This window comes from Kineococcus terrestris (genome assembly GCF_041020755.1).
GTDB lineage: Bacteria > Actinomycetota > Actinomycetes > Actinomycetales > Kineococcaceae > Kineococcus > Kineococcus terrestris.
In genome coordinates this window covers 1-13,162 of record NZ_JBEUEI010000012.1, presented here as the reverse complement: position 1 = coordinate 13,162, position 13,162 = coordinate 1, and the positions used below count along the sequence as shown (strand labels likewise).

The 13,162-nt window shown below is 76.6% G+C and carries 15 protein-coding genes and 1 tRNA gene; 8 read left to right on the top strand and 8 right to left on the bottom strand.

Annotated features, from left to right (window positions below):
* The first annotated feature begins 22 nt into the window (after nt 1-22).
* Nucleotides 23-1,120, top strand: a complete 1,098-nt coding sequence (locus AB8M62_RS09025; RefSeq protein WP_369069302.1) for a UDP-N-acetylmuramate dehydrogenase — start codon at nt 23-25, stop codon at nt 1,118-1,120.
* Here the strand turns inward: AB8M62_RS09025 and AB8M62_RS09020 are convergent.
* The 8 genes from AB8M62_RS09020 to AB8M62_RS08985 form a co-directional block, all read right to left on the bottom strand.
* A complete protein-coding gene (locus AB8M62_RS09020; protein ID WP_369069301.1) occupies nt 1,086-1,502 on the bottom strand; it encodes a GntR family transcriptional regulator in 417 nt (138 codons plus the stop codon). The two genes, AB8M62_RS09025 and AB8M62_RS09020, sit on opposite strands and share 35 nt — an antisense overlap.
* A complete protein-coding gene (locus AB8M62_RS09015) occupies nt 1,499-2,440 on the bottom strand; it encodes a hypothetical protein (protein ID WP_369069300.1) in 942 nt (313 codons plus the stop codon). Before AB8M62_RS09015 ends, AB8M62_RS09020 begins: the two co-directional genes overlap by 4 nt.
* A gap of 109 nt (nt 2,441-2,549) precedes the next feature.
* Nucleotides 2,550-3,584: an adenosine deaminase gene (locus AB8M62_RS09010; RefSeq protein ID WP_369069299.1), complete on the bottom strand. Its 1,035-nt coding sequence runs from the start codon at nt 3,582-3,584 to the stop codon at nt 2,550-2,552.
* Between the two features lie 67 nt (nt 3,585-3,651).
* Nucleotides 3,652-4,314: a response regulator transcription factor gene (locus tag AB8M62_RS09005; RefSeq protein ID WP_369055902.1), complete on the bottom strand. Its 663-nt coding sequence runs from the start codon at nt 4,312-4,314 to the stop codon at nt 3,652-3,654.
* Nucleotides 4,311-5,618 carry a sensor histidine kinase gene (locus AB8M62_RS09000; RefSeq protein ID WP_369069298.1) on the bottom strand — a complete coding sequence of 436 codons (1,308 nt, stop codon included), beginning with the start codon at nt 5,616-5,618 and terminating at the stop codon, nt 4,311-4,313. The genes AB8M62_RS09005 and AB8M62_RS09000 overlap by 4 nt, the downstream gene beginning before the upstream one ends.
* Nucleotides 5,615-6,481: an ABC transporter permease gene (locus tag AB8M62_RS08995; protein WP_369069297.1), complete on the bottom strand. Its 867-nt coding sequence runs from the start codon at nt 6,479-6,481 to the stop codon at nt 5,615-5,617. Before AB8M62_RS08995 ends, AB8M62_RS09000 begins: the two co-directional genes overlap by 4 nt.
* On the bottom strand, nt 6,478-7,425 hold the full coding sequence (locus AB8M62_RS08990; RefSeq protein ID WP_369069296.1) for an ABC transporter ATP-binding protein: 948 nt from the start codon (nt 7,423-7,425) through the stop codon (nt 6,478-6,480). The genes AB8M62_RS08995 and AB8M62_RS08990 overlap by 4 nt, the downstream gene beginning before the upstream one ends.
* A gap of 100 nt (nt 7,426-7,525) precedes the next feature.
* Entirely contained in the window at nt 7,526-8,770 is a 1,245-nt protein-coding gene (locus AB8M62_RS08985) for a pyridoxal phosphate-dependent aminotransferase (RefSeq protein WP_369055906.1), read from the bottom strand.
* 127 nt (nt 8,771-8,897) lie between these two features.
* Between AB8M62_RS08985 and AB8M62_RS08980 the strand changes: the two genes are divergently transcribed.
* The 7 genes from AB8M62_RS08980 (at nt 8,898) to rplL (ending at nt 13,005) form a co-directional block, all read left to right on the top strand.
* Nucleotides 8,898-8,970 (top strand) — tRNA-Trp (locus AB8M62_RS08980).
* A gap of 72 nt (nt 8,971-9,042) precedes the next feature.
* Nucleotides 9,043-9,276: a preprotein translocase subunit SecE gene (gene secE / locus AB8M62_RS08975; protein WP_369055907.1), complete on the top strand. Its 234-nt coding sequence runs from the start codon at nt 9,043-9,045 to the stop codon at nt 9,274-9,276.
* A 64-nt stretch (nt 9,277-9,340) separates the two neighbouring features.
* Complete coding sequence (gene nusG, locus AB8M62_RS08970) at nt 9,341-10,270, top strand: transcription termination/antitermination protein NusG (protein ID WP_373694894.1); 930 nt, start codon at nt 9,341-9,343, stop codon at nt 10,268-10,270.
* Between the two features lie 159 nt (nt 10,271-10,429).
* Nucleotides 10,430-10,861: a 50S ribosomal protein L11 gene (gene rplK, locus AB8M62_RS08965; RefSeq protein ID WP_369055908.1), complete on the top strand. Its 432-nt coding sequence runs from the start codon at nt 10,430-10,432 to the stop codon at nt 10,859-10,861.
* Between the two features lie 115 nt (nt 10,862-10,976).
* Nucleotides 10,977-11,693 (top strand): 50S ribosomal protein L1, encoded by a 717-nt coding sequence (gene rplA / locus AB8M62_RS08960; protein ID WP_369069294.1) that lies wholly within the window; start codon nt 10,977-10,979, stop codon nt 11,691-11,693.
* A gap of 280 nt (nt 11,694-11,973) precedes the next feature.
* On the top strand, nt 11,974-12,543 hold the full coding sequence (rplJ, locus tag AB8M62_RS08955) for a 50S ribosomal protein L10 (RefSeq protein ID WP_369055910.1): 570 nt from the start codon (nt 11,974-11,976) through the stop codon (nt 12,541-12,543).
* A gap of 72 nt (nt 12,544-12,615) precedes the next feature.
* The gene (gene rplL / locus AB8M62_RS08950; protein WP_369055911.1) at nt 12,616-13,005 is read left to right on the top strand and encodes a 50S ribosomal protein L7/L12; all 390 of its coding nucleotides are present in this window, start codon (nt 12,616-12,618) and stop codon (nt 13,003-13,005) included.
* Nucleotides 13,006-13,162: the final 157 nt, after the last annotated feature.

Sequence of the window (13,162 nt, the reverse complement as noted above, 5' to 3'; positions counted from 1 at the left end):
TGACCCGCCCGGGAGGCCGACCGTGACCGCTGCGCCGACCGACGTCGCCATCGCCCCGCTGACCACCCTGCGCGTGGGCGGCCCGGCCCGCCGGGTGGTCGAGGCCCGCACCGCCGACGAGCTCGTCGCGGCCGTCGCCGCCGCCGACGGGGCCGGCGAGCCGCTGCTGCTGGTCGCCGGCGGCTCCAACCTGCTGGTCGCCGACGAGGGCTTCGACGGCACCGTCGTGCGCGTGGCCACCACCGGGGTGCGGCTGGAGTCCGAGGACGCCTGCGGCGGCGCCGTGGTCACCGTCGCGGCGGGGGAGAGCTGGGACGGCTTCGTCGCGCGCGCCGTGGCGAACGGCTGGACGGGCGTGGAGGCGCTGTCCGGGATCCCCGGCACGGTGGGCGCCACCCCCGTGCAGAACGTCGGCGCCTACGGCCAGGACGTCTCGCAGACCCTCGCCGCCGTGCGCACGTGGGACCGCGTCGAGCGGCGGCAGCGCACCTTCGCCGGCGCCGACCTGCGCTTCGGCTACCGCACCTCGCGGCTGAAGGCCGAGCGGGTGGCGCTGGCGGGCAGCCACGCCGAGAGCCGCTACGTCGTGCTGGAGGTGCAGTTCCAGTTCCGGCTGTCCGACGCCTCCGCCCCGGTCGCCTACCCGGAGCTGGCCCGCCGCCTCGGCGTCGAGGTGGGCGACCGCGTGCCGTCGGCCGACGTGCGCCGCGCGGTGCTGGAGCTGCGCCGCGGCAAGGGCATGGTCTGGGACCCCGCCGACCTGTCCGACCACGACACCTGGAGCGCCGGCTCCTTCTTCACCAACCCCGTGCTGCCCGCCGAGCGCGCGGACGCCCTGCCGGCCGAGGCGCCCCGCTTCCCCGCGGGCACGGACGAGGAGGGCCGGCCGCTGGTCAAGACGTCCGCGGCCTGGCTCATCGAGCGGGCCGGCTTCGGCCGCGGCCACGGCGCGCCCGGCCCGGCGGCCCTGTCGACCAAGCACGCGCTGGCCCTGACGAACCGCGGCGGGGCGAGCGCGGCGGACCTGCTGGCGCTGGCCCGCGAGGTCGCCGCCGGGGTGCGCGAGCGCTTCGGCGTCGAGCTGGTCAACGAGCCGGTGCTCGTCGGCTGCTCGCTGTGAGCGGGGCGCGGGACCGGGCGCGCGCCAGGGCTCCGCGCACGACGTCGAGGACGTCCTCCTCGTCCATCCCCGCCTGCAGGGCCCGCTCGACGAACCCCTCGGCGGCCCAGCGCACGTCGTCCTCCACGGGCGGGGCGGTGGCGGTGACGACGGTGCCGGTGCGCCGCCGCGAGGCGACGACCCCCGCGGTCTCCAGCTCGCGGTAGGCGCGCTGCACCGTGCCCAGGGCCAGGCCGAGGTCGGCCGCCAGCGCCCGCGCCGCGGGCAGCCGGTCGCCCGCGCGCAGGGCGCCGGTGGCCACGAGGGTGCTCACCTGCCGGCGCAGCTGCTCGTAGACGGGCACGGCCGAGGCCGTGTCGACGGTGACGGACAGCTCGCTCACGCGCGCACCGGCTCGCCGGGCGCGGGCTCGCCGGGCGCGGGGCGCAGCCCGGGGGCGGGCAGGGCCAGGACGAGGACGCCCGCCAGCGCGGCGAGCAGCCCGGCCACCGCGGCCACCACGCCGCCGACCTGCCACAGCGGGTCGCCGGCGACGACGGTCCACACCCCGTCGACGGCGTAGCTGCCGCCGGTGACCCGGGCGGCCGCCTCGCCGCCGACGACGAGCAGCGCCCCCGCGGTCCCGAGCAGGGCGCTGAGGGTGACGCGCAGGACGCGGTGCACGGCGGCGGTGCGCAGCAGCGCGTCGGTGGTGGCGTCGGCGCCGGGCACGGCCGGGCGCCGCACCAGGCCGCGCACGACGAGGGCCGTCACCGACGCGAGCACGACGGCGGCGGCCGCGACCGGGCCGGCGTAGAACGCGCCGGGGAAGGCCCCGGCGCTGGACCCGAGGACCCCGTCGGGGGAGGTCCACGAGACCGAACGGCCCGTGCCGTCGGCCAGGGCGGTACCGAGCGCGCAGACCAGCAGCAGGCCGGCCGCCGCGGCGGTGGTGGCCTGCGCCAGGACCCGGGGGGCGTGCTCGCGCACGGTGCGCGGGACCAGCCGGGCGGTGCGCACGGCCGAGGCGCGCCGGGGCCGGTGCAGCGCGGCGCCCGCGGCGCTGACGAGGGCGTGCGCGGTGGCCGCCACGAGCGGGACGGTCGCCACCACCTGCGTGCCCCCCAGCCACGTCAGGCGCAGCGACGTCCCGGCGAGCAGGACGGCCGCGGTCACCGCGAGCGCCACCACCGCGACGAGCGCGGCGTGCCGACGGGCCGCGGCCACCGCCGGGTCCAGCCGGGCGGCCGGCACGCGCCGGGCCAGGACGACGACCGCGGCGACGGTGGCGGCGACCAGCAGGAGCAGGAGCGGGACGACGAGGAGCAGACCGGCGAACACGGGCGGACCTCCGGTGCGGGAGCACCGGGGTGCTCAATGACATGACTCATTGAGTCAATCACGCCGCGGCCGGGGCGTCGAGCCCTCCGCGCCGTCTCACCCGACCAGCTCACCCGTCCGCGGGAGCCGCCAGCCACCCGTCCACCGCCGCCAGCAGCTCCCGCCGCACGTCCGCCGGCGCCCGCGAGGCGCTGATCGAGGAGCGCGCCAGCGCCGCCAGCCCCGCGTCGTCCAGGCCGTGGTCCTCGCGGGCGCTGCGGTACTGCGCCGCCAGCCGCGGGCCGAACAGCAGCGGGTCGTCCGCCCCCAGCGCCACCCGCGCCCCGGCGTCCAGCAGCGTCCGCAGCGGCACGCTGCCCAGGTCGTGGGCCACCCCCAGCGACACGTTGCTGGTCGGGCACACCTCCAGCGCCACCCCCGCGGCCACCACGCGCTCCAGGACGGCGGGGTCCTCGGCGCTGCGCACGCCGTGCCCCAGCCGGTCCGGGCGCAGCGCGTCGAGGGTGTGCGCGACGTGGCCGGCCCCCAGCAGCTCCCCGGAGTGCGGCACGCACGCCAGCCCCGCCCGGCGGGCGATGTCGAACGCCGCGGCGAAGTCGGCGGTCGTGCCCGCCCGCTCGTCGTTGGACAGCCCGAAGCCCACGACCGTGCCCGGCCCCTCGCCCGCGTACCGGGCGGCCAGCCGGGCCAGGGCCCGCGCGTCCAGCGGGTGCCGGGTCCGGCTGGCCGCCACGACGACCGCCACGGCCGTCGGCGTCGTGGCGCTGGCCTCCCGCGCCGCGTCGAGCACCACCTCCAGCGCCGGGACGGTGCCGCCCAGGTGCGCGCCGTACGTGGTGGGGTCGACCTGCAGCTCCAGCCAGCGCGAGCCCTCCGCGGCGTCGTCCTGCGCGGCCTCCAGGACGACCCGCCGCATGTCGTCCGCGGTGCGCACGCACGAGCGCGCCGCGTCGTACAGCCGCTGGAAGCGGAACCAGCCGCGCACGTCCGGCGACAGCGACAGCACGCGCCGCCCGTCCAGGGCCGGCGGCAGCCGCACCCCGTGCTCGGCGGCCAGCTCCCGCAGCGTCGCCGGGCGCATCGAGCCCGTGAAGTGCAGGTGCAGGTGGGCCTTCGGCAGCGTCTCCACGGGACGGTGGTGCACGCTGCGTGAGTCTGCCAGGGCTGCGAGTGACGTCCACGGGTGACGAGCCGGGGGAGCGGTGGCGCCCTCAGCGCTCCCCGGGGCGCGGCAGCAGCCCGCGCTCCATCGCCACCGTCACCGCGTGCGTGCGGTCGTCCACCCCGAGCTTGGCGAACGCCCGCAGCAGGTGGGTCTTGACCGTCGCCTCGCCGATGAACAGCCGCCGGCCCACCTCGGCGTTCGTGGCGCCCTCGGCCACCGCGGCCAGCACCTGCACCTCCCGCGGGGTCAGCGCCTCCGGCGCCGGCTCGCGCAGGCGCGCCACCAGCCGCGCCGCCACCGGCGGGGCCAGGACCGTCTCCCCGCGCGCCGCCGAGCGCACCGCGTCCAGCAGCTGCGGCAGCGGGGTGTCCTTGAGCAGGTAGCCCGTCGCCCCGGCCTCCACCGCGCGCACGATGTCGGCGTCCGTCTCGTACGTGGTCAGCACCAGCACGTGCACGCCCGGGTGCTCGCGGCGCACCCGCTCGGTCGCGCCGGCGCCGTCCAGCCGCGGCATCCGCAGGTCCATGAGCACCACGTCCGGGCGCAGCCGCGCCACCTGCTCGACGGCCTCCAGCCCGTCGGCGGCCGTGCCGACCACCTCGATCCCGTCGGCGGCGGCCAGCAGCGCCTCCAGCCCGCCGCGCACGACGGGGTGGTCGTCGGCCACCAGCACGCGCACCGCGGCCCGCGCCCCGGCCGGCGCGCTCACGCCCCGCCCCCCGCGCTCCCGGCGGGTGCCGCTGGTGCCCCTGGTGCCCCTGGTGCCACCGCCGCGGCCGCCGCGCCGGCGGGCACCCGCACCCGCAGCACCGTCCCGCCGCCGGGGGCGCCGCCCACGTCGAAGCGGCCGCCGGCCTCCTCCACCCGCCGGCGCGTGCCCGCCAGGCCGTAGCCGCGCCCGCCCTCCTCCGCGCCGGGCGGCAGGCCCACCCCGTCGTCGACGACCTCCAGCACCACCCCGTCGGCGCCTGCGCACAGCCGCACCCGCGCCCGGGTGGCCCGCGCGTGCCGGCGCACGTTGCCCAGCGCCTCCTGCGCCGCGCGCAGCAGCACCACCTCGCCGGGCCTCCCCAGCCCGCCCAGCCCGCCCAGCCCGCCCTGCGCGCCGCCGTCCCGCGCGTCCACCTCCACCTGCACGTCCACCGCCACCCCGCTCTCCCGCGACACCCGCTCCGCCAGCCGGCGCAGCGCCTGCTCCAGCCCGCCGTCGCTCAGCGCCACCGGCGTCATCGCGGCCACGAGGGTGCGCGCCTCGGCCAGCCCCTCGCGGGCCGCGTCCTCCACCTGCCCCAGCCGCTCGCGCACGGCCGCCGGGTCGTCGGCGACCGCGCCCGCCGAGCGGGCCAGCAGCAGGACGCTCGTGAACCCCTGCGCGAGGGTGTCGTGGATGTCGCGGGCCAGCCGCGCCCGCTCCTCGGCCACCCCGGCGGCGTGGTGGGCCTCCGCCAGCTGCGCCCGGGCCGCCTCCAGCTGCGCGATGAGCTCGGCGCGCTCCTGGCTCTGGTCGATGATCTTGGAGATCCACACGCCCAGCGCGCAGCTGAACAGGACGCTGACGCCCAGCGAGGTCGCCACCCCCGGCGCGCGCGCCAGCGACCCGTACCCGGCGACCAGGCCCGCGCTGGCGCTGACCGCCAGCGCCAGCGTCCAGGCCACGCCCTCGCGGGTGGTCTCCGACAGCAGCCACACCTGCGGGAAGCCCAGGAACAGCAGGAAGCTCAGCTCCGGCTGGCCCGCGAACGCCGCGCCCAGCCCCAGCACGAGCACCACCAGGTAGGGGCGGCCGGTACCGCGCTCGGTGGCGCTGCGCGCGCCGCGCAGCACGTACGCCAGCGCCACCGCGGCCACGGCGGCCGCCGCCAGCGCCCGGCGCTCGCCCGGCACGACCACCAGCACGACGACGGCGATGCCGAGCATCACCGCCGCCGCCACGTGCCAGCCGACGATCGAGCGCACCCACCACGAGGCGCCGTCCGCGCGGGCGTCGCGGACCCCCGCCGCCGGGGCGCTCACACGTCCCGCCGGGACCAGCGGAACGTCCGCAGGCACACCACGAGACCCACGAGCGCCCAGGCCGCCAGGACGAGCGCCCCGGTACCCAGCTCCCAGCTGCCGCCCGGCTCGGCGGCCACCGCCGACTCCGGCAGGAAGGCCGCCCGCATGCCCTGCGCCATCCACTTCAGCGGGAACAGCTCGGCGACGCTGCGCATCCACTCCGGCAGCGAGCCGTAGACGAAGAAGACGCCGGAGACGAACTGCAGCACCAGGACCAGCGGGGTGATCACCGCGTTGGCCGAGGCGCCGCTGCGCGGCAGCGCGGAGGCGGCGATCCCCAGCACGCACCCGGCGACCGTGCCCAGGGCGAACACCCACGCGAAGCGCAGCCAGTGCTCGGCGTCCGCGGGCAGCGGCACGTCGTAGGCCAGGCGCGCCACCGCGAGCAGCAGCACCATCTGCGCCAGCGAGCTGACCAGGACCGCGCCCACCTTGCCCAGCACGTAGGCGCTCACCGGCACGGGCATGCCCCGCAGCCGCTTCAGGGTGCCGTCCTCGCGCTCGCGGGCGATGGTCACCGCGAGGTTCTGGAAGCTCGTCAGGACGATCGCGGTGGCCGCGATGCCGGCCAGGAAGTAGCGGGCGAACGGCGTGCCGTCGGGCAGCTCCTGGTCGCCGAAGACCGCCCCGAAGATCACCATCATGAGCACGGGGTAGGCGAAGACGAAGACGACGGCGTCGCGCTCGCGGGAGCTGGTCAGCAGCTCCAGGCGCACGCGGGCCAGCGCCAGCCGCGCCGTGGACGGGCGCCGCCGGGCCGGTGCGCGCCCCGCGGCCGGGACGCCGCCGGGCGTGGTGCCCGTGGTGCTGGTGCTGCTCACCGGGACCTCCTCGGGGTGGGAGCGGGGGCGGGGGTGTCGGTGGTCTCGTCGGCGGCGGCGCCGGCGGAGTCCAGCAGCGCGAGGTAGGCGTCCTCCAGCGTGGGGCGGCGCACCTGCAGGCCGGGCACCTCGCCGTCCACCAGCAGGCCGGGGCGCTCCAGCAGCGAGCGCACGAGGGCCGTGGGCGCCGCGGTGACCTCCTCGCGCGGGCGGCCGTCCTCGGTCCAGCTCACGACGGCGCCCAGGCTCGCGCGCCCGCCGAGGTGGTCCGGCGGGGCGACCTCCAGCAGCCGCCCGCGCGCCACGACGCCGACGCGGTCGGCCAGCTGGGCGGCCTCGTCGAGGTAGTGGGTGGTCAGCAGGACGGTCGTGCCGTCGGCGCGCAGCGCGCGCACGAGGTCGTGGAACTGCCGGCGGGCCTCGGGGTCGAAGCCCGTGGTGGGCTCGTCGAGGAACAGCAGCTCGGGGCGCCCGAGGATGCCCAGGGCGACGTCGAGCCGGCGCCGCTGCCCGCCGGACAGGGCCCGCACCCGGGTGCGGCGCTGCCCGGTCAGCCCGACGGCCTCCACGACCTCGTCGGGGTCGCGGGGGTCGGCGTGGTAGACGGCGAAGTGCCGCACGACCTCCTGCACGGACAGGTCGGCGGCGTCGGTGGCGCTCTGCAGGACGATGCCCGTGCGCGCGCGCCAGTCCAGGCCGGCGGTGGCCGGGTCCTCGCCGAGGACCTGCACCTCCCCGGCGGTGCGGGAGCGGTGGCCCTCCAGGACCTCCACGGTGGTGGTCTTGCCGGCCCCGTTGGGGCCCAGCAGGGCGAAGCACTCCCCGCGCTCGACGTCGAGGTCGAGGCCGTCCACGGCCAGGTGGCCGGTGACGGGGTGCCCGTAGCGCTTGACGAGGCCGCGGACCCGCACGGCGGGACCCGCGGCGGTGGTCGCTGTGCTCATGCCCCCGAGCGTGCCCCGCGCGGGGCCCCGGCGGCACCACCACGGGTCGGGCGCCGGCGTCCACCGGCCGGTGGACGCCGGCGGGTCGTCGCGGCTGCGCTCAGGAGACCTCGGCCAGCAGCCGCTGCAGGCGCCCGACGCCCTCGACGAGGTCCTCGTCGGCCAGGGCGTACGACAGCCGCAGGAAGCCGCTGGGGCCGAACGCCTCGCCGGGCACGACGGCCACCTCGGCCTCGGTGAGCACGATCTCCGCGAGCGCCGCGGAGGAGGTGATCTCCCGCCCGCGCAGGGTCCTGCCGATGAGCTGCTGCACGGAGGGGTAGGCGTAGAAGGCGCCCTGCGGCAGGGGGCACTCGACGCCGGGGATCTCCGAGAGCATCGAGACGATGGTGCGCCGGCGCCGGTCGAAGGCCTCGCGCATGCGGGCGACGGCGTCCAGCCCGCCCGTCAGGGCCGCCACGGCGGCGCGCTGGGAGACGTTGGCGACGTTCGAGGTCAGGTGCGACTGCAGGTTGCCCACGCCCTTGACGACGTCGGCCGGCCCGACGAGCCAGCCGACCCGCCAGCCGGTCATGGCGTACGTCTTGGCGACGCCGTTGAGCACGACGCAGGTGTCGGCCAGCTCGGGCACCTCCACCGGCACCGAGGCCGCGCGGGCGCCGTCGTAGACGAGGTGCTCGTAGATCTCGTCGGAGACCACCCAGACGCCGTGCTCGAGGGCCCAGCGGCCGATGGCGCGGACCTCCTCGGGCGGGTAGACCGCGCCGGTGGGGTTGGAGGGGGAGTTGAACAGCAGCACCTTGGTGCGCGGCGTGCGGGCGGCCTCGAGCTGCTCGACGCTGACGCGGTAGCCCTGCTCGGGGCCGGCGAAGACCTCCACGGCGGTGCCGCCGGCCAGCCGGACGGCCTCGGGGTAGGTCGTCCAGTACGGGGCGGGCAGCAGCACCTCGTCGCCCGGGTCGAGCAGGGCGGCGAAGACCTCGTAGACGGCCTGCTTGCCGCCGTTGGTGACCAGGACCTGCGAGGGGGAGACCTCCCAGCCGGAGTCGCGCAGCGTCTTGGCGGCGATGGCCTCGCGCAGGACGGGCAGGCCCCCGGCGGGGGTGTAGCGGTGGTTGGCGGGGTCCTGGCAGGCGGCCGCGGCCGCCTCGACGACGTCGGCGGGGGTGGGGAAGTCGGGCTCGCCGGCGCCGAAGCCGATGACCGGGCGCCCGGCCGCCTTGAGCGCCTTGGCCTTCGCGTCGACCGCCAGCGTGGCGGACTCGGCGATGCCGGCGACGCGGGCGGAGACGCGGCGGCGCGCCGGGGTCGCGGGCGGGGCTGCGGAGGAGCTCGCGGCGGTCATGCGCCCATCCTGTCACCGGGCCCGGTGCCGGGCTGGTTCGACGGGAGGCGCCGTCCTCGCCTACAGTGGCCGGGCGGCGGCTCGTTCCGCCGTGGTGACGCGCGCCCCCGGGCGCTCGGAGCCGCACAGGGCAGTGGCGCAATTGGTAGCGCACCGGTCTCCAAAACCGGCGGTTGTGGGTTCGAGTCCCTCCTGCCCTGCGAGCACCACCGGCGTCCGCCGAGGACGCGTCCGCACGACGAGCACCGGCGACGGTGAGGGGCAGGGTCCACGTGAGCCAGACGACGAAGGCGCAGGCGGAGCCCGCCGACGCCCGGAAGCGCACGGGGGTCCTGCTCTTCCTGCGCCAGGTCGTCGAGGAGCTGCGCAAGGTCGTCTGGCCCACCCGCAAGGACCTCGTCAGCTACACGGGCGTCGTCCTGGTCTTCGTGTCGGTGATGATGCTCTTCGTGTCTGCGCTGGACTACGGCATCGGCCGGCTCGTCCTGCTGGTGTTCGGGTCCTGACGGACACGCCGCGGGCCCTCCGGCCCGTCCGTCTCCCGATCATCTGAGGAAGCAGGTCAGCACCGTGTCCGAGCAGTGGGGACCCTCCGTCGGTCAGCGTTCGTCCGACCACGACGCCCAGCCCGACGACGTGTTCGCCGCGCTCACCGGCTACAGCGGCGAGGACGTGCGCGCCGACCACGCCGCCGACGCCGAGGCGGCGGACGAGCAGGCGGCCGACACCCCGGACGTGCCGGTCGCGGACGCGCTGGGCGCCGTCGAGGGCGACGAGCCGGGCGACCTGGGCGACGCGGACCCGCTGGCGGACGTCGCGGCCGACCCCGCCCAGGAGGTCACCGACGAGGACGTGGCCGCCGCCGCGACGGCCGGCGCCGACGACGACGACGTCGACGAGGCCGAGGAGTTCCGCAAGAAGCTGCGGCGCATGCCCGGCGACTGGTACGTCGTGCACAGCTACGCGGGCTACGAGAACCGCGTGAAGACCAACCTCGAGACCCGCATCACCAGCCTCAACATGGAGGACTACATCTTCCAGGTCGAGGTGCCGATGGAGGAGGTCGTCGAGGTCAAGAACGGCCAGCGCAAGAACGTGCGCCGCGTGCGCATCCCCGGCTACGTCCTGGTCCGGATGGACCTGACCGACGAGTCGTGGGGCGCGGTGCGCCACACCCCGGGCGTGACGGGCTTCGTGGGCAACACCCACCAGCCGGTGCCGCTGTCGACCGACGAGGTCTTCTCCATGCTGGCCCCCTCGCTGCAGCCCAAGCCGAAGGCGGGCGCCGAGGGCGGCGCCGGGGCGGCGGCCGCCCCCGCGGCCAAGGTCGTGGACTTCGAGGTCGGCGAGTCCGTCACCGTCATGGAGGGCCCCTTCGAGACGCTGCCGGCGACGATCTCCGAGATCGCCCCCGAGCGCCAGAAGGTCACCGTGCTGGTCTCGATCTTCGGCCGCGAGACGCCCGTGGAGCTCAGCTTCAACCAGGTCGCCAAGATCTGAGGCGTCCCGCCCCGCGCGAGCCCCGGCCCCTCCGGCCGGGGCTCGCCGCGCGTCCGGCGCCACCGCGCGCGCCGCGTAGACTGGACGACGGCCTCAACCCGTCGTCGCCCGATCCGCGGGCACCGATAAGGCCGCCCACCGCTACCGAGAGGACCGACCGTGCCCCCCAAGAAGAAGGTCGCCGGGCTCATCAAGCTCCAGATCAAGGCCGGTCAGGCCACTCCCGCCCCGCCGATCGGCCCCGCGCTCGGTCAGCACGGCGTGAACATCATGGAGTTCTGCAAGGCGTACAACGCGCAGACCGAGGCCCAGCGCGGCAACGTCGTCCCCGTCGAGATCACGGTCTACGAGGACCGCTCGTTCACCTTCATCACCAAGACGCCGCCGGCCGCCGAGCTGATCAAGAAGGCCGCGGGCGTGGAGAAGGGCTCCGGGGAGCCGCACGTGAAGAAGGTCGCCTCGCTGACGACCGCGCAGGTGCGCGAGATCGCCGAGACGAAGCTGCAGGACCTCAACGCCAAGGACGTCGACATGGCGGCCCGCATCATCGCCGGCACCGCCCGGTCGATGGGCATCACCGTCCAGGACTGACCCCTCCGGGGCGTCCGCACCGGACGCCCCGCCCGCGCGCCCGACCGGGCGCGCGGGCTGTGGCAGGGCCGCGCGCGGCCCGACGACCACGACTCCACCACCACGAGGAGAGACCGTGAAGCGCAGCAAGGCCTACCGCGCCGCCGTCGAGAAGATCGACGGCGACGCCCTGTACAGCCCGGTCGAGGCCGTCCGCCTCGCCCGCGAGACCTCGACGACCAAGTACGACGCGACCGTGGAGGTCGCGTTCCGCCTCGGCGTCGACCCGCGCAAGGCGGACCAGATGGTCCGCGGCACCGTGAACCTGCCGCACGGCACCGGCAAGACCGCCCGCGTGCTGGTCTTCGCCGTGGGTGAGCGCGCCGCGCAGGCCGAGGCCGCCGGCGCCGACATCGTCGGCGGCGACGAGCTCATCGACGAGGTCTCCAAGGGCCGCCTGGACTTCGACGCCGCCGTGGCGACGCCGGACCTCATGGGCAAGGTCGGCCGCCTGGGCAAGGTGCTGGGCCCCCGCGGCCTGATGCCGAACCCGAAGACGGGCACCGTGACCATGGACGTCGCGAAGGCCGTCACGGAGATCAAGGGCGGCAAGATCGAGTTCCGCACCGACAAGCACGCCAACCTGCACTTCGTCATCGGCAAGGTGTCCTTCGACGAGCGCCAGCTGGTCGAGAACTACGCGGCCGCCCTGGACGAGGTGCTGCGGCTGAAGCCGTCGGCGTCCAAGGGCCGCTACCTGAAGAAGGCGACCATCTCCACCACGATGGGCCCGGGCGTCCCGGTCGACCCCGCGGCCACCCGCGGTGTCGCCGAGGAGCTCACCACCGCCTGAGCCGTCCGGCTCCCGGTCGAGGGGGTGGTCCGTCCGCGCGAGCGGCGGGCCGCCCCCTCGCCGCGTCCGGGGCACCCCGCGCGGGCGTGTAGGCTGGTGGTACCGAAGACCGCCGGTCGCCGCCCCCGGGTGGCAGAAGGTCCCGTTCCACGGGCGACCTGCGCAGGTGAGCTCAGCATCAGCCCCGGCCCCGCCGGGACCGACGCCCCGCGCGCCTGCGCCGGGGCGTTTCGTGCGTCCGGGCCCGATCGGCTTCCCCGAGATCGAGGAAGGAGGGCCCATGGCACGGGCTGACAAGGCAGCCGCGGTGAAGGAGATCCGCACGCTGCTCACCGAGTCCAACGCTGCGGTGCTCACCGAGTACCGGGGGTTGTCCGTCGCGCAGCTCACGCAGCTGCGCCGGGCGCTGGGTCCTGACACGACCTACGCGGTCCTGAAGAACACGCTGGCCACCATCGCGGCGAAGGAGGCCGGTGTCACGGCCTTCGAGGGGCAGCTCGTCGGCCCCACCGCCATCGCCTTCGTCGGGGGAGACCCCGTCGAGGCGGCCAAGGGCCTGCGCGACTTCGCCCGGACCAACCCCCAGCTGGTCGTCAAGGGCGGGCTGCTCGACGGGCGCGCCATCAGCGCGGCCGACGTCACGGCCCTCGCGGACCTCGAGTCCCGCGAGGTCCTGCTCGCCAAGGTCGCGGGCGTCCTCAAGGCGTCCCAGGCCAAGGCGGCCGCGCTGTTCCAGGCGCCGCTGTCCAAGACGGTCCGCACCGTGGAAGCGCTGCGGGAGAAGCAGGCCGCGGGCGCGCCCGCGGCCGAGGCCTCCGAGGCCCCCGCGGCCGAGACCGCGGACGCCTGAGCGTCCGCTCCCACCCCTCGGCCCGCGGGACCTCCGCGGCCGGACACCCCTGATCAGGAAGGACGCCACACCATGGCGAAGCTCAGCACCGACGAGCTGCTCGACGCGTTCAAGGAGCTCACCCTCATCGAGCTCTCCGACTTCGTGAAGAAGTTCGAGGAGACCTTCGACGTCACCGCCGCCGCCCCCGTGGCCGTGGCCGCCGCTGGTGGCGCCGCTGGTGGCGCCGCCGCCGAGGCCGAGGAGGAGAAGGACGAGTTCGACGTCATCCTCGAGGCCGCCGGCGACAAGAAGATCGGCGTCATCAAGGAGGTCCGCGGCCTGACCTCGCTCGGCCTCAAGGAGGCCAAGGACCTCGTCGACGGCGCCCCCAAGCCCGTCCTCGAGAAGGTCAACAAGGAGACCGCGGAGAAGGCCAAGGCCGCCCTGGAGGGCGCCGGCGCCACCGTCACCCTCAAGTGACCTCCCGCCGGGGCCCGCAGCCGCGGGTCCCGGCACCTCCGCCGAGGGGGGGTCGGGCTGCGGGGGCGGGGGGCCCGCCGGCGGGCGGCGGCCCGGGGGGGGGGCGGGGGGGGGGGGGGGGGGGGGGGGGTGGGGGGGGTGGGGGGGGGGGGGGGGG